Origin of the sequence: Nostoc sp. (genome assembly GCF_036916975.1) — a bacterium.
Lineage (GTDB): Bacteria > Cyanobacteriota > Cyanobacteriia > Cyanobacteriales > Nostocaceae > Nostoc.
On record NZ_JBALFF010000064.1, the window covers coordinates 43957 to 65519 of the forward strand.

Annotated in this window: 15 protein-coding genes; 6 read left to right on the top strand and 9 right to left on the bottom strand. The window is 42.1% G+C overall.

The features are described 5' to 3' along the window. Positions 1–76: 76 nt before the first annotated feature. The 3 genes from V7K73_RS15530 to V7K73_RS15540 form a co-directional block, all read right to left on the bottom strand. Complete coding sequence (locus V7K73_RS15530) at positions 77–1423, bottom strand: GTP-binding protein (RefSeq protein WP_334881416.1); 1347 nt, start codon at positions 1421–1423, stop codon at positions 77–79. Between the two features lie 1408 nt (positions 1424–2831). Continuing rightward, a complete protein-coding gene (locus V7K73_RS15535) occupies positions 2832–3524 on the bottom strand; it encodes a prolyl oligopeptidase family serine peptidase (RefSeq protein ID WP_334881418.1) in 693 nt (230 codons plus the stop codon). Between the two features lie 557 nt (positions 3525–4081). After that, positions 4082–4414 carry a hypothetical protein gene (locus V7K73_RS15540; RefSeq protein ID WP_334881488.1) on the bottom strand — a complete coding sequence of 111 codons (333 nt, stop codon included), beginning with the start codon at positions 4412–4414 and terminating at the stop codon, positions 4082–4084. Between the two features lie 86 nt (positions 4415–4500). Here V7K73_RS15540 and V7K73_RS15545 point away from each other — a divergent pair, with 86 nt between their 5' ends. Continuing rightward, positions 4501–4698 carry a hypothetical protein gene (locus V7K73_RS15545; protein ID WP_334881420.1) on the top strand — a complete coding sequence of 66 codons (198 nt, stop codon included), beginning with the start codon at positions 4501–4503 and terminating at the stop codon, positions 4696–4698. Positions 4699–4737: 39 nt separating this feature from the next. Here V7K73_RS15545 and V7K73_RS15550 read toward each other — a convergent pair whose 3' ends face one another. Beyond that, positions 4738–5172, bottom strand: coding sequence for a hypothetical protein (locus V7K73_RS15550; protein ID WP_334881422.1), 435 nt, complete (start codon positions 5170–5172; stop codon positions 4738–4740). A 113-nt stretch (positions 5173–5285) separates the two neighbouring features. On the opposite strand from V7K73_RS15550, the gene V7K73_RS15555 reads away from it, so the two are divergent. Further along, positions 5286–7136 carry a S8 family peptidase gene (locus V7K73_RS15555; protein ID WP_334881424.1) on the top strand — a complete coding sequence of 617 codons (1851 nt, stop codon included), beginning with the start codon at positions 5286–5288 and terminating at the stop codon, positions 7134–7136. A gap of 105 nt (positions 7137–7241) precedes the next feature. After that, entirely contained in the window at positions 7242–7466 is a 225-nt protein-coding gene (locus V7K73_RS15560; RefSeq protein ID WP_334881426.1) for a hypothetical protein, read from the top strand. Positions 7467–7613: 147 nt separating this feature from the next. On the opposite strand, the gene V7K73_RS15565 is transcribed toward V7K73_RS15560, so the two are convergent. Further along, positions 7614–7931, bottom strand: coding sequence for a thioredoxin family protein (locus V7K73_RS15565; RefSeq protein WP_334881428.1), 318 nt, complete (start codon positions 7929–7931; stop codon positions 7614–7616). 1758 nt (positions 7932–9689) lie between these two features. Here V7K73_RS15565 and hetF point away from each other — a divergent pair. After that, entirely contained in the window at positions 9690–12206 is a 2517-nt protein-coding gene (hetF, locus tag V7K73_RS15570; protein ID WP_334881430.1) for a cell division protein HetF, read from the top strand. Positions 12207–12526: 320 nt separating this feature from the next. Here the strand turns inward: hetF and V7K73_RS15575 are convergent, their stop codons facing one another. The 4 genes from V7K73_RS15575 to V7K73_RS15590 form a co-directional block, all read right to left on the bottom strand. Next, complete coding sequence (locus tag V7K73_RS15575; protein ID WP_334881432.1) at positions 12527–15574, bottom strand: COR domain-containing protein; 3048 nt, start codon at positions 15572–15574, stop codon at positions 12527–12529. Positions 15575–16080: 506 nt separating this feature from the next. Next, positions 16081–16743, bottom strand: a complete 663-nt coding sequence (locus tag V7K73_RS15580) for a Uma2 family endonuclease (protein ID WP_334881434.1) — start codon at positions 16741–16743, stop codon at positions 16081–16083. A gap of 184 nt (positions 16744–16927) precedes the next feature. After that, positions 16928–17746 carry a type 1 glutamine amidotransferase gene (locus V7K73_RS15585; RefSeq protein WP_334881490.1) on the bottom strand — a complete coding sequence of 273 codons (819 nt, stop codon included), beginning with the start codon at positions 17744–17746 and terminating at the stop codon, positions 16928–16930. A 96-nt stretch (positions 17747–17842) separates the two neighbouring features. Further along, on the bottom strand, positions 17843–19201 hold the full coding sequence (locus tag V7K73_RS15590) for a Mur ligase family protein (RefSeq protein WP_334881436.1): 1359 nt from the start codon (positions 19199–19201) through the stop codon (positions 17843–17845). Between the two features lie 320 nt (positions 19202–19521). On the opposite strand from V7K73_RS15590, the gene V7K73_RS15595 reads away from it, so the two are divergent. Beyond that, a complete protein-coding gene (locus V7K73_RS15595) occupies positions 19522–20109 on the top strand; it encodes a thylakoid membrane photosystem I accumulation factor (RefSeq protein ID WP_334881438.1) in 588 nt (195 codons plus the stop codon). 316 nt (positions 20110–20425) lie between these two features. Then, on the top strand, positions 20426–21034 hold the full coding sequence (locus V7K73_RS15600) for a hypothetical protein (RefSeq protein WP_334881440.1): 609 nt from the start codon (positions 20426–20428) through the stop codon (positions 21032–21034). Positions 21035–21563 lie beyond the last annotated feature (529 nt).

The following is a 21563-nucleotide window of genomic DNA, read 5'->3' on the forward strand; positions in this document are numbered from 1 at the left end:
AATGTCAGTCAATTGTCAGAGGAGTTTGATAGAAGTTGACAAACGGCAACAAAGGGAAAATAATTCTTATTTATTATCAATATTTTATGCCTAATTCTTGTCGCAACCGATACAGAATTGTGTTTTGGTCAACTTGAGAGAGAATTTCTTGAATGACACTACTAGCGCCCAACTGTCCCCAAGTGCAGCCTTTTTCGAGATAGACTTGGGCAGCTTTGCCAACGGAGTAGGCACCATAACCGGCGATACCAGCTTGAGCGATCGCACTGCCAGCAAAGGCAGTAATATTACTAGGATTGTCACCACTGGTAATTGCCGCCGTACTTTTACCCAAACCCAAAAGCAAACTACTACCTAATTCCCCAAGTAGCAAACCACCAGAACTAAATAAAATCGTTTTTAAAATTTTCCCAGCTTCGTAACTAGTCATGGGTAAACCATATAATCTAGCTAGGGCGCGAATCAAAGCTAAATCGGCAACAGTTCCGCCAAGGATATCTAAAAAAGCAATGGGATTGAGCATTACTGCCAAAGCTTTGTATTTGGTAAATTGCCAAATGATATTTTCGGCTTCTTGTTCGCGTAAGTCGATAGTTTTTTGAGCGATCGCGGCTTCTGCATCTCGTGCTTGAATCAGTGCATTTAAAGCCAGAAGCGATCGCCCTTCCCGATTCAGAATGTTCAGAATTGTTTCTTTGAGTTCGTCTACTTGCGGTGGTGGGGTCTCCCATTCATAACTGACACGACCATCAGGCCACTCAACCCGCACTTCCATTGCGGCTGGTTCCGCCGCCACCATCACAATTTCATCAGGTAGTAGAGGCTTTGCTGCAAAATTTCCTGTACCGAGTTGTTGCAAATTTTGATAAATAGCCGACTTGTCTGTATCTGGATAAAGGTCTATTTTGTTAAATACTAAAATCAGGGGTTTTTGCGATCGCCTTAATTCCAGCAGTGCTTGATACTCAGTCCGCGTGATATCACCAGACACGACAAACAAAATTAAATCAGCCTGATGCACTACTTCTCGCGCCATATCCGCCCGTGACTCACCCTCAATTTCATCTAATCCAGGGGTATCAATTAACTCTACTAGTACCTTACCACCGGGCTGCCAACGGACGGAACGGGGCCATTGAGTGACACCGTTTAGGGGACCAGTTTGCAGAATCTTCTCTCCCAGTAAGGCATTTAAAACTGCCGATTTACCCCGACTCACCAAACCAAAGGCAGCAATTCTAATAACGTTAGAGTCCAACTTCTTGAGTGTGGAATTCAAAGCTTCCAATTCTGGTTTCAACAAACCTGCTAATTCCGGGTTGGATGAAAGCTGTCCTGACTTACGAAGATATCCATACCAAGACAACGCTTGTCTGAGACTGGCGCGGGCCCGATTTAAGTGAGTTTCTTGCAGATTTCGCACGAAGGAAGTTAGGTTGATTCAAGGTTGGACAAACAACAAGCTACATATCTATTTTGATCTAATTCCAAGACTGTTAGCCTGTTTTGTCTTTCTTATGCAATTGTTCTGATGATTTGCATAGCTTTTAACGAACTATGTTCAGTTTAAGGGACTTCCAAATAAAAAAATGTTCCAAAACTGACGCAAAAACTCTCTCTATTTCTTCTCTCTGCGTTCTCTGCGCGGCAGTCGCTCATGGGGGAAACCCCCAAGACCGCGCTGCCTTGTCTCTGTGGTTCGTTTATTGAAATAATTTATTTATTGGAAGTCCCTAAGTCAAGAGTCTCTACAGGCAGCGCGAATTGAATGCCTCAGCTAAATAGCGAGTCGCAAGCCGTCCCCACAACAGCACTCAACTCTACGAGAGGCTTTGTGCGTTCGTCACAAAACGTAATTACGTACAGCCCTTTGGGCCATGAAAACCGCGCAGCGTGCCGGAGGCTCTATTACGAATTACGTACAGCCCTTTGGGCCATGAAAACCGCGCAGCGTGCCGGAGGCTCTATTACGAATTACGTACAGCCCTTTGGGCATGAAAACCGCGCAGCGTGCCGGAGGCTCTATTACGAATTACGAATTATTTAATGCCATGTCCATTTAGAACGTAGGATCGTGTACATTATCCCAACACTTGCTATCGCGCCAGTTTCTCCCAGTATGTTCACATTCAGATACATTATCTATCCAAGGAATCGATGTAGAGTAATGCGACGTTCCAGTGGAAGCGGATAAGCTAGCAGTGAATAAAGGCAATAAGAAGGATAAAATTATGAATGTACAAATCGGTAGAATGGTTAAAGATCCACTGAGCAGCACAATGTTAGTAGGTGTCCAAAAGCTTCTAGATATTTTATGATTTTTTTGGCGACTTTTTAAACTGGCTTTGGAATTCGATAAAAGCATAATGCAACCCTATTAATGTCAAGTTATATAGCAATTCCATTTTATTTTTCAAAGCAAAGCTGACTCAGAAGCTAGCCGGATCGGGCTTTTCCTCTCAGTAAATTTGGCAAAAATAAAATAGGAGTTCTATATAAGAATCAATTTTTTTAATGTAATAACATTATTAAAGTTATATTCTCTAATGTCAAAGGTATAAATATGTAAATCGGTAAGAATAATCGAAACTATATTAATTAATGTCGAAAATATTGAAATTAGTTTGTAGTAAGTGACTCTAGCTCTACCTTTAGGACTAGAACTGCTTACTACAAACCTTTAATTATTTACACCCTGGTACTTAAAAACTTCTTAGAAGTTTTAATCTTCGAGGGCTAAAAAATATTTTCAATGAAAATATTTTGAAGTTTTAGTAATCGTCCCTGCATAAATACCGACAGATTTCACTCCAATGCAGAGAAAAATATCTTTAACCTATAGCCGGCTGGCGTCGATGCTGTAAAAACCACTTATATAACTCTGGATTATTATATGTCTGCGTCCACGAGTCGTGATTAGCTTCTGGGTAAACTGTAAATTTCACATTCCCGTCGCGGGCTTGGAGTGCAGAAACCATGATTTCAGACTCGCTTAAGGGAACTACATTATCTTTGGCTCCGTGAAATGCCCACACAGGAAGATTTTTTAGATTACGTGCGGCTTGTGGGTTACCACCGCCACAGATAGGCGCGATCGCTGCAAATCGTTCTGGCTGTGCTGCTGCTAAATGCCATGTTCCATAACCACCCATGCTTAAGCCGGTCAGGTAAACTCGATCTAGATCGATAGGATAGGATGCGATAACCCGATCCAGAAGGGCGCTTAATCGCTCTACATTCCAATATTCACCGCGTGGACATTGGGGTGAAATGACAATAAAAGGAAAATCCGCTTCTTGTTCTACAATCTTGGCAACACCGTACTTTTTCACATCATCTAAGTTAGAACCTCTCTGACCCGCACCATGTAAAAATAGGATTGTTGGCAAAAGTAGCTGTTGTATTTGGTTGCGTAGGCGTAGCCCGTCATAGACATCGCCTCCGTCTGCATATACCCCATTGGGCGAAAATAGCAGATAGTTGTAGCTGTCAGTAGAACTAACTTGTTGTTGTAGTGGCAGCATAAGTAGGTAGACAAGATAAAATCAAACTATGTAACGAAAAGTAAAATCTCTGTATTTGGTTCGTAGTTGCGCTTTAGCGCTAAAGCGCAACTACGAGCCTGTGATGATTATTTGCGCCCACTTACTTAGCATTAGAAAATTTTGTTAGTTCAATCTTTGCGAACAGCTATTGTATAACTTGGTCGCTGTGTTGCTTCTCGTTGAGTATTAACTAACCGAAAGTCATTATCTATATATAAATACTCTAAAGATTTGATTTTTAACTGGTTCCGTGGGTTTTAGTCCCCCGGTTCTAAAACCGACAAGTAATGCGATTGGGGTTAAATCCCCATTACAAAACAAAATTTACGAATTACGAATTATTTAATTTCTGCCGTAGTCCAATATGCCAACTCTTTGCTAGTTGCAACATTTCCCATAATCGTCTACTCTGGGAAAATTTTCAGATTTTGATTACCTCATTAATAGACTAACTCAATCAAAGAAAACAGATACGGGGACGCAAAGAAACAATTCTCCCTATCCCTGTGTCCCCGTGTGTCTTTAGTGAAGGGCTACTACCAAATCCGATTTCCATTTTCGTCAAGTCGGGCTGCGCGAATTACGTCAGAAATTTCTTCAGCATCTTTAACGTGGTGCAGTGCTTTTTTTGTCCCATCGGGTTCATCTACAACGAAATAAGTTGGGACTGTAATCTTGTCGCCTGTAATATCTGGTACATCATCCACAGCTACTTGTTTAGCTTTTTCTTCAACAGATTGAGACTCATCAGCAATTTTATCTCCTGGATTTGCTGTTAAGTTTCTTTCATTGACGTTCGGTTCTTGGCGTAAATGTGTATCCTCACTTACTGGTTGATTAATTTGATTTTCTTGATTTTTATCACTCATAGCTTTTTCAGGTAGGGAAAAATCTAGCTTTACTAATAACATTGTAAAAAATCGAGGGTACAAAGAGTTCTTTCTCTGGAGAGACTTTGAGAAAAACACGTCTTAGGTTAGATATTTACTTTGATGAATTTACTTCTTTAGTTGAAATTGCGTATATTTCCCCAAAGTGCTTCTACAATTTTTCTCTATCTTCAGGTGATATCTTAATCAAAATCCGCATTGCGATCGCCTCCGTCTGCACTACCCCAAACGTGCGGTTATGGCACAACTTCTCCGTATTGTAAAAGTACAAAAAAGGAGAATATTTTGCAGACTTGATATAACTACTGATTTGCTTCCTTTCGCAAACTTTCTAACGCCCCCTGCAAAAACTTACCCCATTCTGCTGCCAAAGGGATTTCTGTAAACGGAACCCGCACTGAATCAGTAGATTCGGAAAATAGAAATTCTAACTCTATAGAACGACCTTTTTCTGGTATACTTTCTAAATCTACTTTTTTGTCATCCACTAAAAGATATATTTGTTTAACATCAAGCAAAGAGAATGTTTCTAGTTTAACAGGCCCTTTAGGCGTGGGTTTTCCCCAAGTTAGATTGTTGCCTTTTTGACCTAATACTGAATAAATATCGTACTTAGCCCGTTCAAATTGCTCTGCCCAAGTGCGATAGGCTTCAACCTTTTGATATTCCTTGGAGCCTTGCCAAGCCAACCAGAAAAACATTACTAATAACGGCAACCACAAAAGACCACGTTCCATCGTTTAAAAAATTCCTGAGTGAAACTTGTAACTAAAAGTGCAAAATCCACCACTAAAGGATAGAGATAAGTTATGGTAGTGAGCAAACTGGCAAAAAGCGGTGATGAGTTAATATGAGAAAGCTTATATTATGGTGCTTGTTTGTCATTGGGCTGGGATCTGCCATATTTGGTTTCCTGAATTTTCAGGGATTGGCAGCCAAAGGAGAGTTTGAGACGATTGTGCTTGATTTTCGGGAAGATATTCCATCACTGGTGGTGGAGAAGGATCTACAAGCGATCGCCAAACAATACAACGTTACACCCCAATTAGACAACAAGTTTTCCAAAAAAGATAATGTGTATATTATCAAAGGCGATCGGCAACGCCTCCAAGAACTGAAAAAATCTCAGTTTGCCCAAGCGACAGAATTCATAGAACCAAACTATATCTACAGCACGATTCCTCAACCCGGTAAGCCAGCTTGGCTTGGAGAATTTTTAAGACCCCAAGAAGATGATGAGACAACCCCCTCATTAACTGGCCCCAATGACCAATATTACAGCAAGCAGTGGAACTTGCACAAAATTGGCATTGAAGGCGCATGGAGTCAAACTAAAGGCAGTGGCATCACAGTTGCAGTAATTGACACCGGGATTACCAAGGTGCGCGACTTGTATGAGACAAAATTCGTCAAAGGCTATGATTTCGTTAACGACCGAGAAGAAGCCACAGACGATAATGGTCATGGTACCCATGTTGCCGGAACTATTGCCCAAGCCACAAATAACAAATATGGTGTAGCTGGAATTGCCTATGAAGCCAGTTTGATGCCGTTGAAGGTACTCAGTTCTTTTGGTGGCGGTACTGTAGCCGATATTGCCGAAGCGATTAAATTTGCTGCTGATAAAGGCGCAGATGTGATTAATATGAGCTTAGGCGGTGGCGGTGAAAGCCAGTTGATGAAAGAAGCGATCGAGTATGCCCATAGAAAAGGCGTAGTTATCATTGCCGCAGCCGGAAATGAAAACACTAATGGGGCAAGCTATCCAGCCCGCTATCCTTACGTCATCGGCGTTTCCGCAATTGGCCCAGATGGTGAAAGAGCGCCCTATTCTAACTTTGGTGCTGGGGTAGATATCTCTGCTCCTGGTGGTAGTGAAGCTGGTAAGATTCTCCAAGAAACTATTGACGAAAAGGGCGAAGGGGTATTTCTGGGCTTCCAGGGTACAAGCATGGCTTCTCCTCACGTTGCTGGCGTTGCGGCATTAATCAAAGCTGCTGGGATCAAAGAACCAGATGAAGTTTTAAAAGTCCTTAAGCAGTCAGCGCTAGTTATCCAGGATGATGGTTTGAACTATTATGGCGCTGGACAACTTAATGCAGCAGCAGCAGTTAAACTAGCTTTCCAGGGACAAATCAGTTTTCCAGATTTCTTTCGCTGGTTACGGGATAGCGGCTATCTTAACCCCGGCTTTTGGATTGATGGTGGTGCGATCGCACTGTTACCTAAGATTTTAATGGTAGTTGGTTCCTATCTACTAGCTTGGTTTTTACGGGTTTACTTCCCCTTCACTTGGAGTTGGTCTTTATTTAGTGGACTAATCGCTGGCAGTTCCGGGTTATTCTTTCTCAAAGGAATCTATATTTTCGATCTTCCCCAATGGCCTTTCCGGGTTTTGGGCAGTTCAATTCCCGAACTCGGCAATAGTCTCCAGGGAACCGATGCATTGAATCCCCTATTTGCTAGCGTACTGATTCCCATAGTGTTAATGGCATTGCTACTGGGACATCCTAGTTGGAGATGGTTTGCCATTGGTTCAACCTTAGGTGTAGCAGCGTGCTTGACAGTAAGTGCATTTTTAGATCCAGCAGTTATGGGTTTAGGAAGTGGTCACCTAGCACGCCTCTTCCTCATTGCTAATGCCCTAATCTGTTATGGACTAGCTCGTTTAGCATTGAAAAACGAAGAAAAAACAGCATAAATAGAGAATTGGGAATTAGGCATGGGGAATAAATTTTTATAACTCCTAACTCCTAACTCCTAACTCCTAACTCCTAACTCCCCCACTCAGCACTCAGCACTATTTATGAGCATTACACTTACAGGTACAATCGAACGCCGTGATATTGGCACAGGCGCATGGGCGTTAGTTACAGAAGAGGGCGTTACTTACGAAATCCTCAAAGGGGCTGACAAAGACTTGCTCAAAGCCGGACAAAAAGCAAAAGTTAAAGGACAGGTGCGTGAAGATATCATGACAGCTGCCATGATTGGCCCTGTTCTAGAGGTTAAATCTTTTGAGGTAATTTAGTTTTGACTAAGTAAGTGGGCGCAAATAATCATCACTGGCTCGTAGTTGCGCTTTAGCGCATCTGGATAAAGATGCGCTAAAGCGCAACTACGAGCTAAATACAGAGATTTTACTTTTCGTTACATAGTTTGGTTTTATCTTGCCTACCTACTTAGCTGGAGAATTTAGAACCTCTTGAAGACGGCTTCTAAACTCCCCTTTGGGATGGCCTCCTTTTACTTCACCCACAATCTGAAATTCCCCTTCTGGAGAATTGCAGATGATGTAAGTAGGCCATCCCATTTCTGATTTATCGGGATATTGACTTAATAAAATCTTGCGATACTTGCGGTAAGTAGCGGTATCCTGCATTTTTACATCAATAAATTCTAAACCCAGTTCTTGTGCCACCTTTTTGTCATAAAAAGACATTTTGTGGCAGATGCCGCACTCTTCAGAAGAGAACTTAATTACAGCTAAACTCATGGGTTGGGGACTCTTTGATTCTAGGCAAACTTTTTTAGCATAATGCCATAAAATATTACCATATAGCTGGTCATTCTTGGCAGCTTAACAGTAAAACCCTGAACTAATAACTTTTTCTCCTTCCCTGCTTTTAATTTTTGGGAGTCAGGGTGAAAATGTAGAAAAAAAATTAAGAATATGATTAAATACCATAGCAATCATTTTGGTATGGGATATCTACCTCATAATAAAAAGAAAGGGATTCAGGGACGGGGCGATCGCGTTATGCTTTATCCTGGCAACAGAAGGTAAATTGACTCCAGTTATCTAGGCGATGTCTAAGGACAAGCTGCTACGCGTCTAAGCCAAAAAAAACCCCCAGTGGGTGTTAGCCTACCAGGGGAGTTAGTTATCAGGGTGCATCTACCAATTAAATGTTCTCAGGTTGAACACCATACTCCGGATAAATTTGGACAAAGGTCAGTTATTTTTTTTAATAAAAAAACCCCAGTTGGTGTTAGCCTAACTAGGGGAGTGAGTTATCAGGGTGCATCTACCAGTAATCTTTACTAGGAGCAGCCAGTATCTTCGGGAAAAAATCGCCAAAATCGGGGTTGATGGTAATGTCTAGGACTGGCTATGCCAAAGCAACTAGAAAAAACCCCCACTGGGTGTTAGCCAACTAGGGGAGTGAGTTATCAGGGTGCATCTACCAATAATCTTTTCTCTAGTAAATGTGTCGCTACCGGATAAATTAGCAGAGGTTGAAGTTGTTACTGTTTGTTTATCAAAGAAAAACCTCAGAGGGGTTAGTTACCCTGACTAATTTGCCAATTAAATGATTGGTGTGCTGCCCTAAATAATCGGTATGTTAAGGATAATTGCTGCTTTAAGGCTTACGCACAAGATATCCCCTAAACCCCTGAAAAAGTTTGCTCTTAGAGTTCCCCCTTTTTCAGGGGAGCCAGTACCTTGATCTTAGCGTAGCGGTAGTAACGTAGGAATGCGTAGGGTATGTAACTACTCAAAGGGTTCCCTGCGGACTATTATATCAATTCACGAAAATCCTGATACATATAGATTTATCGTAAAGGCCAGGCAATGCCTGGCCCCAAAAGAGTGTATTTGTATCATTATTAAACTGAAATGGTATTAAAGCTTGCTAGCAAGAGCGTCTTTGAACAAGAGAAGCAACTGGCGTAAGCTTATTTAGATATAGGTTTCAGGTTTTTAGTGCGTAAGTTTTGTGCTTACTTGCTTCATAAAAAAACCCCCCAGTGGGCGTTAGCCAACCAGGGGAGCTAGTTATCAGGGTGCATCTACCAATTAAATGTTCTAGGTTTAACCACCATGCTCCGGATAAATTTCTGAGAAAATTGATTGTTCTCCTGTGTCAAAAAAACAAGAGTGGATATTAACTGAATTAGGGGAGTTAAAAATCAAGGGACATCCTATCTACTAATCAAGTATTCTAGGGTTAAGTACTATTTTCTGGTAGAGAATATCTGCGTCAGAAGTTGCTGTTGTTTGCCAAAATTAAAAAAACCCCCAGTGGGTTTTAGCCAACTAGGGGAGTTGAAGATCAAGGTGCATCTACCAATTAAGTGTTCTAATCGCAAGTAATCCAATCCGGATAAAGTTGTAAAGGCAGAAAAAGCAAAACAACTAGAATTCAGAAACATTTAGGGGTGGGATGCATCTAATTTATCAGAGGAAGCGAAAAATCGACTTGAAACTTTCGCGTTTCAAACCAGATTTAGGAGGCAAACAGGAGAAACTGTGACCCAGGAATTCCACATCTCGGTAACTCCTGTAGGGCGAAATGACTACTTGGTGCGGACGGAACAAGTCGCGCCTGGAGTGCCATTGGCAGAAGAATTGGTGACTTGGCCTGTAGCTGATTGGTTGATAACTGCTGGGCATTTGATGAATGATCCGTTGAACTCGGTGTTACAAGGAGATGCATTCACCTCTGGCGGACACGAAAGCGATATCGCCAAAAACTCTGTTAATTTGGTGGCCTTAGGTCAACAATTTTATAACGCCCTATTTCAAGGCACTCTCAGGGATAGTTGGATTACTGCCCAAGGTATTGCCCAGAACCATCAACAAGTACTACGCTTACGGTTGGGGCTAAAAGACACTAGGCTAGCTCGTCTGCCTTGGGAAGTGATGCACGCAGGCGATCGCCCTCTGGCTACTGGGCCTTATGTCGCTTTTTCTCGCTTCCAAAGTGGAATTTTGGGAGTTTCGCCAATGCGATCGCTGCGGGGGGCTACGCCTACGCAAAATATGCCCACACCACTACAACAAGGTAGTGTAAAAGTATTGATGGTTATCGCTTCCCCCTCAGATCAAGTCCGCCTTGACTTACAGACACAGGAAGCTGTCAAACTCCAAGCAGAACTCCACCGCATACCACGAATTGCTGAAAATAGCAACCGTTTTCCAGAAATTGAACTCACTGTCTTAGATCAACCAGGGCGGGAAGAACTGACGCAAGCTTTAGAACAAGGCAGATACCATGTTCTCCACTACTCTGGTCATAGTAACTTAGGTTCCAATGGTGGAGAAATTTATCTTGCTAGTCGCAGAACTGGCTTAACGGAAATCTTAACTGGGGACGATCTGGCTGGTTTGCTCGTCAACAATAACATCCAAATGGCAGTGTTTAACTCCTGCTTGGGGGCGTACACAGCTGCATCCGATCCCTCTGGAGATACTGGGGAACGAAATCTGGCAGAAAGTCTGGTGAAGCGCGGAATTAGAAGCGTTTTGGCGATGTCAGAACGGATTCCTGATGAAGTGGCGTTGACGCTCACACAATTGTTTTACCGCAACTTGAGTCAGGGATATCCAGTAGATTTGTGCGTTAGTCGGGTACGCCAAGGATTAATTTCTGCCTATGGTTCTCACCAGATGTACTGGGCATTACCGATTTTGTATCTCCAGCCAGAATTTGACGGTTTTCTGAGCCAGGAAACTGAGTTATCGGAAAGTGCAAAGCCCAACCAGTATGGTTCGCCTTTAGGTATAACTTCTACAATGTACTCTGCTATGGCAGACGATAGCGAGATGCCTTTAGGAATGGAGGATATGATTCCTTCTGGTTTGGCGCGTGATTCTGGGTTGGACTGGCTAGGTGAAGATACTTGGGGCGATCTTGTTGATGAAATTGAGTATGATGACCCAAGCTATGCAGAAGATTGTGCGATAGTTTCGGATTTGTTTCGTCAGCTAGATAACCAAAAAGATCCAACTGAAGTGGATCAACAAATTTCAGAAAATAGTTTTCAGCAAAGCCAGGTTTCCGAAGAAATGACTTCTTCGGAAGAAGAAGCAGATTTGTGGGGAGAAGCCCCAGCGCCGCCACCTCAAACTGCTGGAAACTTTGAAAGAAATAGGCAAAATTCTGCTGATTTTTTGCGTAGGCGTAGCCCGCCGCAGGCATCGCAACCACCGCCACCAAGACCTCGTACCCAACGCCGCCAGATGTGGCCGATTGTCGGTATTGTGGGGATCGGTGCGTTAGCATCTGCGATCGCTTTAAATTGGTGGTGGCATCGTCCCCAGCAGCTAATGCCTAATATACCAGTAATTCCTACCCAGTCTTTACCCATTAAAAAACAGCAAAATGCCGACTTACAAACAGCAGAGACTGGAATTGTCACCGCCACTGCTACAGAAAAATTGAGTCAAGGCGACTTGCAAAGTGGGTTATTGGCTGTAGAAGAACTACTCAATCGTGGCGCATTGACTGCGGCTGAAACCGCCCTGAAACTGATTTCAAGTAAACAAGCTGACGATCCATCTGTCAACTTTTACAAGGGACGATTAGCATGGCAGTCTATCCAAGCCGGAAACAGTAATTATAGCGTCGATGATGCCCGCCGTTACTGGGAAATTGCGGCAAAAGCTAACCCAGAATCGCTTTTGTATAATAACGCTTTGGGATTTGCTTACTATACTGAAGGCGATCTAAATCGAGGTAATGACTCTTGGTTTAAGGCTTTGAATTTAGCTCTTAAAGAACAGAAAACAGGCTCAACATCTACAGTCCCTCAAGATGCTTTAACTTCTTATGCTGGTTTAGCTCTCGGATTGTATAAATCTGCACTGAGCCAATCTAATGGTAAGCAGACACAATATCTGAAAGAAGCGATCAAGTTGCGACAATTGGTAATTAAGTCTGATCCAGTCAACTTTCAGGTAGATAAATTAGCTAAAAATTGGCTGTGGACAGAGAAGGCGATTGAAGATTGGCGATCGCTCCTTCAGGAGAAAGGTGAAGAATAGTAGAAAGAGTTAGGAGTTAGGAGTTAGGAGTTAGGAGTTAGGGGTTAGGGGTTAGGAGTTTGGAGTTTGGAGTTAAAATTAACTGGTTAGTAAAGGGTAATTTATTTTATAAATTATTACCCAAGTAAGGAACGTGGATTAAATAAAATGCAAAACTTCATTCTCTATCTAGCTTCCCTCTCCTTTATAAGGAGAGGGATTGAGGGTGAGGTAAACCAAGGACATAAATTGTATGTTATTTAATTCTTATTCCTAACTATTTAATTTCTTCAAAATAGCCGAGCAAAGTAGCTGTGTACTGTGGATAAACTAAGATATATTCAGGTATCTATAAAGCCCTTGGCGGCTGCTATGACAATGCTAACAGCAGGATGATCAACTACTTTTTCCAGAGCTTCTGATCCTGCTTCTTTCAGGGCATTGATAATTCGAGCTTTCAATTTTGGCTTCTGTTCTATTTCCTCTACTGCTTTCAAGCCAACAATCCTAGTATTATTAGGATATTCCTGTGACAGTTGATCTAAAAGTTCTTTAATATCTTTTGCAGCTTGTGCCAAGTTTTGCGAGTTGTTGATTTGAGTGCCGATTTTATCATGCATGACTTTATCGCCACCAACGTTATCCCCAGAACCGTATTGATTTACTGTTGACATTGAATTATATTCCTTTTGACGAATTTGATTTTGTTGTTCTTGAACTTGATTTAGGTTGATATATATATTAGATGGTATTTGCGGGGATTGAGGAAAATTCGATTCAACCCTTAACTGCTCTACAAAAAATCTCTCTTTCCCCCTATCTATCACATCATCAATTAAATCCAACACATTAACCATTTGATAGCTTTTTTGACATTGAATGCCTTCTTGCTTATCAACTACAAACTTTCGCAATATCTCAAAGGGGTAAAAGTGTGGTTCTTGGCTATCTTTGCAGGTGTGGCAATTACAGGGGATTAACTTGTTGTACTTCAGTCGCTTATACAAGTCATGAATTTTATCGAGTTCATGTATAACTATGGTCATCAAATCTCTTTTGTAATAACCTGAGAATCGAATCTTAATCTCCCGCTTGCTGTAATATTCAATTACCTCTGCTTTCGTCTGGTCTTCGCTGAGAACAACCCCACTTTTCCAAACACATTTTTGCTCATTAATCAACTCATGCATGGCAACGATGAATTGGGTGATGATGCCTTTGGGCATGAACTCGTAGGTGTAACGCAGAATTAGGTTGTCGGTTTCATCCCAATCATAGGAGGGTTGATTAGCAGATAGCAATTGTGGGGCAATATACTTTCCTTGGCTTCTAGGAATTTCATAGCACAGCTTGAAGTTGATCATCAGGCGTAATAGTTCATCATGCATCGCGGCGTATTCGTCTTCACACCAGATGTTTGCCAAATCAGACCGTGTGAAACTGCCCAGGTTGCGAATCACTGTTTCATTATCCAGCACTTTGTAGACTGCATCAGTTCCCCACTTGGGTTTGAGGATGACGGTCTTCTTCAAAAGTGGGTCTTCTTGGAAATGCAAGCATACTCCCAAATCGTGCAGATAGCCACTCAGCTGTAACTTATCATTTCTTTGGGTGAACCCATTTTGTTGGCAGATGTTCAGGTATTCATCCAAACCTATGTAATTGCGTGCGTCACTCTCCAAAGCTTCCCGGACTCTAACCCAGGTTTTTGGAAGAGGACTACCAATATGAGGCAGGTTTTTAATATAATGCTTGATTTGTTCTAAAACTTGTTCTAAACCTCTATTGTCAGCAAGGTTTGTTGGTAAAGTCTCCTTCAAATTAGTAAACTGTCCCCGTAACTCACGTTCATTGATTTCTAGGTGGCGGTTTTGCTTCTCATTTTTGATGATTAGGAGTGGACTGTTATCGCTCAACAGTTCCACCACATTCAGCCAGTAATAAAAATCTGTATCTTCCTTGCGGATATCTGCCACTAAAACGTAAAGGGAACGCTTTGTGAGGAAAAACTGGTGAGTAGCATGGTAAATCTCTTGCCCACCAAAATCCCAGATATTGACTCGAAACTCTCGCCCATTTTCCATTGGGAAACGCCACTGGATAACCTCAATTCCCTTCGTAGAGTCTTCCTCTCGGAGTTGATAATTTTGGTCTTCAATTTTCTTCGCCAGTGTTGTCTTTCCTACTTCTCCTTCGCCAACTATTAGTAACTTTGCCTCGTACAGATAATCTGTGCCTTTTACTTCTAGTTGTCGAAAATAATCCCTAATTGCTTCAATGCCTTGTTTAACAATTTCTGGCGGCGGCTTTTCGATAGGGTTGCGGCTTAAATCCAGGAAAGTGAGTTGTGGCAGGCGGGCGATCGCTTCTGGCAGTGTCGTTAATTCGTTGCGGCTTAAATACAGGGAGGTGAGTTGTTGCAGGCGGGCGATCGCTTCTGGTACTGTCGTTAATTCGTTGTCGCTTAAATCCAGGGAGGTGAGTTGTTGCAGGCTGGCGATCCCTTCTGGCAGTGTCGTTAATTCGTTGCCCCTTAAATCCAGGGAGGTGAGTTGTGGCAGGCGGGCGATCGCTTCTGGCAGTGTCGTTAATTCGTTGTAGCTTAAATCCAGGGTGGTGAGTTGTTGCAGGCTGGCAATCCCTTTTGGCAGCGTCCTTAATTGGGTGCGGCTTAAATCCAGGGTGGTGAGTTGTTGCAGGCGGGCGATCGCTTCTGGCAGTGTCGTTAATTGGTTGCCGCTTAAATTCAGGGTGGTGAGTTGTTGCAGGCGGGCGATCGCTTCTGGCAGCGTCGTTATTTGATTGCCGCTTAAATCCAGAAAGGTGAGTTTTTGCAGGTGGGCGATCGCTTCTGGCAGTGTTGTTAATTGGTTGTCGCTTAAATCCAGGGAGGTGAGTTGTTGCAGGCTGGCGATCCCTTCTGACAGCGTTGTTAATTGGGTGCGGCTTAGATCCAAGAAGATGAGTTGTTGCAGTTCGGCGATCGCTTCTGGCAGGGTATTTAATTGGTTATGGCTTAAATACAGAAAGGTGAGTTGTTGCAGGCGGGTGATCGCTTCTGGCAGGGTATTTAATTGGTTATGGCTTAAATCTAGGGAGGTGAATTGTTGCAGGCGAGTGATGGCTTCTGGCAGCGTCGTTATTTGATTGCCGCTTAAATCCAGGGTGGTGAGTTGTTGCAGGTGGGCGATCGCTTCTGGCAGTGTCGTTATTTGGTTGCCGCTTAAATTCAAAACCTCTAACCATTCGAGTTCAAACACCTCAGCAGGAATCTCTGTTAATTTTTTCTTGTTGTCAATATTCCAATCATTGCTTAAATCTAATCGTTTAAGCTGTTTCTCTTTCGCTTCTCGGATTTTTTTTAGAAAACGTTGAGGCGTATTTGCCATACTGAGGTTCACCTGCCAACAAAAGTTATATATAATGCCCCTGCTTCGCTGGACAATTTCACAACCACTAATATTTTGCACTAATCCCAACAACCGCCATAGGTTAGAAACATATCGCTAATAGCGAAAGTCCTCTTAAGAGGACTAAATTTTTTCCAGACTTAGGTTTTAGTCTACGTGGCTTTGGCTATTGGTTCCTAGAAATTCGAGTTTCAGGCGATCGCGCCTACTAATTAAGAATGCTGCAAGATATCAAAGCAATCTACTATCTTGGTAAACGAGTCTTTGATACTCGTGGATGAGTCTTTGATACTCGTGGACGAGTCTTTGATACTCGTGGACAAGTCTTTTATACTCGTGGACAAGTCTTTTATACTCGTGGATGAGTCTTCGATACTTGCTAATGAGTCTTTGATACTCGTGGATGAGTCTTTGATACTCGCGGATGAGTCTTTTATACTCGTGGATGAGTCTTTGATCACTCTTTTACTTTTATTAGCCGTTTTTTACGCGACTTCTCCAGCCCGAAAAATCTGTTCAGCAGTTAAATTCAACTCTGGGAACGCTGGCGACTGAATGCGTAGTTTACCGCCGCAGGCATCGCTTCCCCGAAATTGCCTAACTTGATACTCACCTTCAATTAATTGGTAAATCGAGATTGTTGGTTGTTTAGGATTCCCAATAAAGCGCCTACCACCTAAATCTAGATAGTCTACAATCCAATATTCAGGTATTCCAACATCTTCTCTTCGAGACGCTGCGCGAACGTATTTACCTGCTTTGGTAAAATAGTCGTCTCGCCAGTTGGTACTTACTACTTCAATTACTAAAGGAATTGATGCAGCTTGGCTTACAGTAGATTCTTTTTTCCACAGAGGTTCATTTACTAAATTAGAGTTATTTAACAACAGTACATCTGGTGAGTAAGCTGCTTCGCTCTGATTCGGTTTAATAAATGCTGTTTTGGGGATGAAATAAGGTAGTTTTAAACGTTTGTATTCTGTAACTATTTCCCCAACTAAAAATCCAATAATCTGTTCATGATCACCTGTGGAAGGAGCCATTTCAACAATTACCGCATCATGCAGTTCATAGCGTCGTTGTGAGTTTTCTGGATACCAAGCGATAAATTCATCAAATGTTACTTGTTTGGTTAAGGCTTGAGTCATGCTTTGCCCTTTGTTAATTTAAAATAAAAAGCAGAGTCTCCTGAATTGCGTTACTTGTCAAATCCAGGAAACGAAAAATTATATAATCTCCTTGGGGTAAAAATGGAAACGAAAAAATTGCGATGGCTGCGCCAACGCCAAGGGCTTCCCTGTGAAAGTCAGGGAACGAGAAAAACCCGAAAATTTAAACTTTCGTGGTAGCAGCACTTGGTAAACTGACTTTCAACCGTTTAAACATCGCTTCTCGTGCTTGTATAGCGAGACTATCGTCAAAAGGTTCTAAGGTAATTTCTTGCTGATACTTTAACCGCAGCGCTGTTTGAATTAACCAATCAGCAACAAAGGGATTTTTCGGCAATAAAGGGCCATGAGAATAAGTAGCGATCGCATTCTGATAAAATGCTCCTTCTGTCCCATCTTCACCATTATTTCCCAAACCATACACCACTCGTCCTAAAGCTTCCACTTTCCCAAGTTTGGTGCGTCCGCCGTGATTTTCAAAGCCTACCAAATATGGTGTGCTACCTGTCATCTCTTTTAATTCTTGTGCTAGGCGTGAAGCTGTCACTTCAATTACCAAGTTACCAATACAGCGCTTAGTATTTTCACCAGGATGCACGGAAACTAAATCGAGTATTCCCAAACCATCAATCCGTTGTCCTAAGCTTGGTTCATAATAATGTCCCAGTAATTGGGGGGAACCACAGGTAAATACTCCTGGTGTTCCATTTTCGATTTTCTCACGCATCGCGTCAGCTTTCGCACCTTGCAAATCACGCATGACAATTTCTTGCTGACGGTCTTGTGCGCCACCACCAACAATGACATCTACAGTTTTAATATCTGCGGCTGTGGCATTTTGATCTAGGGGTAACACTTTCACATCATATCCCCGCCACTGGGCGCGACGTTCTATAGTAATTACATTACCGCGATCGCCATAAGTACTCATCAGCGTCGGATATAACCAACCTATTGTTAATTCCAAATTTTGAGAACTCATATTCATAATTCGTAATTCGTAATTCGTAATTGGATTAGGTGTTGCGAACTGGGGAATGGGAAAAATTTCTCTAATTCCTACTCCCCAATGCTTAAGTTAAAGAATTTTACGACCAGTTAAGACTTCTCGCACTTCTAGCATGGCTGAGTAGGTGGGCAGAATGTGCAAGGTTTCATTATCTGGTGTATGCTCTAGTGCAGTAGCGATCGCTTGTCGCAAATCTTCTTCGACTATTAAATTTAAGTTACTATCAGGGGACTTTTGGCTGTAACGTAGACGTAGTGCCATATCATAGACGCGATCGCCACTAACTACTAAAGTCCCGCCGCGTTCGACTAATTTCTCGGTATCCACGTCCCAAATCCAGGATACATCAGTCCCATCGGGCGTGCGATCGTTCAAGACTAGCAGTGTGGTTTTATCTGTGCTTTGAGTAACTACGCGAATGGTTTCATTGGTTCCTACAGGATTTTTTGATAATAATATCCGCACTCGTTTACCGTTAATTACCAAATCTTCCGCACGACCAAAGGCAGCTTGAAAGGTATTAATAGTATCTTTGATTGTTACTTCATCAACTCCTAACTCAATAGCCGCAGTAGCAGCAGCTAAAGTATTATATTTGTTGTACAAACCAACTAGAATTTGCGACCATTCACTACTTTCTAGAGTCGGTTTACTTTTACTAAAACCACACTTGGGACAAGTAAAATCTCCCAAATGAGACAAATAAACACCTTTGTAATCTAGGGAATGTCCACATTTGGGACAATAAATAGAATCAACGGCGTGAGGAATTGCTTCTAAATAATGTTCTGGTTCATTCAAGCCAAAGAATAACACCCGTTGGGGTAACTGCTGACCAAGGTTAGATAAAGTTGGGTCATCAGCATTGGGAATTACCACTGTTTCTGGTGGTAGGGTAGAAATAACTTTTGTCCAACGCTTACTAATTGTGTCTACTTCGCCGTACCTATCGAGTTGGTCGCGGAACAAGTTTAAACAGAGAATAATTCGCGGCTGAAGTGGCGTTAATACTTTTGGGACAATATTTTCATCAACTTCCAAAATGGCGTAATCAGCATTTAGCGTACCTAGTAGGTTGGTGCTTTCTAACAGCGCCGTCATCAAGCCATTTTCCAGATTTGCACCTGTAGAATTATGAGTGACGCGGTAGCCTTTGCGTTCTAGTATTGTGCTTAAAAGCAGCGCTGTAGTGGTTTTGCCGTTAGTACCAGCAATTAAAATCACCCCGTTTTTAACTTGCTGACTCAATAATTGTAAAAGGCGGGGTTCAATGCGACGAGCAATTGCGCCTGGTAATACACTACCAGCACCCAGACGGAGCGTAGGCGCAGCCCGTCGAAGACATCGCACTGTAAACGTTACACTCTTTGCCACTGACACCGCGAAACCCAATCGCAGCCTATCTATGAATTGTATTTTGTTTCCCACATCGGTATCCTAGTCGAATGGCAGTTGCTAATTGAAAGTATTTAATTGCAAATTTAATATGCGTGAGTTTAGCGAATCCTGACTTAAAAAGCCAGCCTTGACATTACGAAAAAGGAAACAAGGGTCATGAGGATGAGGGGGACAAGGAAGAATTTACTCCCCCATCTCCCCCACTCCCCACTCCCCACTCCCCCTTCCGAGAGATAATCTCAGTAGGCGTTATCTTAAAAAGAAGTGCGCGGGCGTAATTACATATCCAGCCCAGTTTGCCGAATTCAGCACAAACTCACAACAAGTAGTAGCTTGCAAGGTTCCTTTTGATGAATAGCAGAAAGTTTCTTTTTTTACATAAACAAATTACTGGCTGGCGAAGGTGGTTGTCCAAATGCCTGTTGTTGCTTGCAAGTCTTTTCATTATAAGTATGCAACCTGCTTATGCTGGTCTTAATAATGATTTATATGATGGCAACATCTTTGTCGTTTATGCTGGCAATGGTTCATTGGTTCCTCCTAGACAGACACTAGCACAGGCTTTAGCGGAACATAAACCCATATTTTTGGCCTTTTATTTGGATGACAGCAGCGATTCTAAAAGATATGCCATTTCCATTTCACGGGTACAGGAATTCTATGGTCGGGTAGCAGAGATTATGCCTATTAATGTAGATGGTATCCCGCTTAAACAGACCTATAATCCTACAGAAGTAGGATATTACTATTCTGGGGGTGTTCCTCAAGTCGTGGTGTTTAATAAATCAGGTGAGGTAGTTTTAAATAAAAAAGGTCAAGTACCTTTTGAAGAGATAGACGATCAATTTCGTAAAATCTTTGATTTAGTACCACGCACTGAAACAGCACAGCTAAAACGGCGAGCCTTTAATGAGTTTAGTAGTGAGTTAGCTAAATAACTTATGGGGTAGACCAAATTGGTCTGCCCTACTTTTTAGTGATATCTGTTACTACATTGCCGCCGATATCAAAGCATAATATTAAAATATCCGTGTTTACAGATTAGAAAGTTAATTCATAGGCGAGCATCCCAATGAGGGCTTAAATCTTTTCCCTCACCCCCAGCCCCTCTCCCATTTGTGGGAGAGGGGAGACAATCAGGGGATGAGGGCTATCAAGGTTTTTCCACCTGACGGGATGCTCCCAATTCATAGTCTATAGTCCATAACAAATGACTAATGACTAATAACTAATGACTAACTAGAGTGTATTCTAATGTCAAAGGTTTACACCGCCCAGGAACTAATTCAAATTTTGGCAGCCGAACGCCAAGCCTGCCTCAAGGGAAAACGCCTAAAATTAGAAATACCAGTCTCTGGTAATCCTGTAATTGACCAGTTTCTGATGACTGATGGGCTGCAACAGTTCACTGCCTATCAAGATTTCAAAGCTGCAATTCATGAATATCAGAGGGAAAATCAAGTTTCAGGTATTATTTGGCGTGAGGTAACGGTCAAAGGTAAAAAGTTGAACTATCCCGAAGTAGACAGTGAGTTAATAGCTCTAAACAGTGACTTAGAGATATTAAAAACTGCTAGAAATTCTATTGTAGAATTTTGGTATGAAGTCTCTATGGGGATGGATTTATATTTGAGTTTCAACAATAATAAACAGTACCAACAAATTGTCATATCTGATGTAGAAAGAATTGTTCAAAGAACAGAATGGGCAGGTTTGTGCAAGTGGGAAAATTCTAGCTTTTTGGAAATGATTTTGCAGCTAGGATGGGGTAAACCAGAAGAAGCTTGTTATAAGCGAGGAAGACCGCAATCGGGTAGTGAATATATTCATGCAGTCAATCCTGGTAATCGGCCTATTGGTTGAGGCAGTTCTCGCTGGGGGCAGGTAGGGCTATTTCATTCTCATCTAGCCCGCCTCATAATGAATTCACCTCTCTTATAGCGGTTATATAGCGGTTCTCGTTTATCTGAGGTACATCGGTAAGGGCATGGCAAAGACAAGCCCCTGCTAGCGATATAATGTTGTACCGCATCTGAATGGGAACCGTTATAAGTAGATAGTCGTAATTAAGTTATAAGAGCAAACCTCACCCTCAATCCCTCTCCTTATTAAGGAGAGGGAAGCTGGAGGTTTTATATTTAATTTGACCCACTTACTTAGTCCGTTTTAACGGACTTTAGCTATAAGCCTAGAACTTTAGTTCTGGGCGGTTTATGTATAGAATGAAATAGCTCTAGGGGGCAAGGGAGAAAGATACTGGAATTTCCCTGCAAGAAGGGTTTCAAAGTAGGTAAATTTCTTTACGCCCAAAAGCATAAAATATTTATTTCAGTCCGAAAGTGCTTTCGAGTTATAATGCGTCCAAGTTTTCAGCAGCCCTAAATTTATGTAT

Excerpts from the sequence above, each read along its gene's own strand:
- V7K73_RS15555 (WP_334881424.1), top strand. The coding sequence starts at position 5,286 with ATGAGAAAGCTTATATTATGGTGCTTGTTTGTCATTGGGCTGGGATCT.
- V7K73_RS15595 (WP_334881438.1), top strand. The coding sequence starts at position 19,522 with ATGAATAGCAGAAAGTTTCTTTTTTTACATAAACAAATTACTGGCTGG.
- V7K73_RS15550 (WP_334881422.1), bottom strand. The coding sequence starts at position 5,172 with ATGGAACGTGGTCTTTTGTGGTTGCCGTTATTAGTAATGTTTTTCTGG.
- V7K73_RS15565 (WP_334881428.1), bottom strand. The coding sequence starts at position 7,931 with ATGAGTTTAGCTGTAATTAAGTTCTCTTCTGAAGAGTGCGGCATCTGC.
- V7K73_RS15580 (WP_334881434.1), bottom strand. The coding sequence starts at position 16,743 with ATGACTCAAGCCTTAACCAAACAAGTAACATTTGATGAATTTATCGCT.
- V7K73_RS15540 (WP_334881488.1), bottom strand. The coding sequence starts at position 4,414 with ATGAGTGATAAAAATCAAGAAAATCAAATTAATCAACCAGTAAGTGAG.
- V7K73_RS15600 (WP_334881440.1), top strand. The coding sequence starts at position 20,426 with ATGTCAAAGGTTTACACCGCCCAGGAACTAATTCAAATTTTGGCAGCC.
- V7K73_RS15585 (WP_334881490.1), bottom strand. The coding sequence starts at position 17,746 with ATGAGTTCTCAAAATTTGGAATTAACAATAGGTTGGTTATATCCGACG.
- V7K73_RS15535 (WP_334881418.1), bottom strand. The coding sequence starts at position 3,524 with ATGCTGCCACTACAACAACAAGTTAGTTCTACTGACAGCTACAACTAT.
- V7K73_RS15575 (WP_334881432.1), bottom strand. The coding sequence starts at position 15,574 with ATGGCAAATACGCCTCAACGTTTTCTAAAAAAAATCCGAGAAGCGAAA.
- V7K73_RS15560 (WP_334881426.1), top strand. The coding sequence starts at position 7,242 with ATGAGCATTACACTTACAGGTACAATCGAACGCCGTGATATTGGCACA.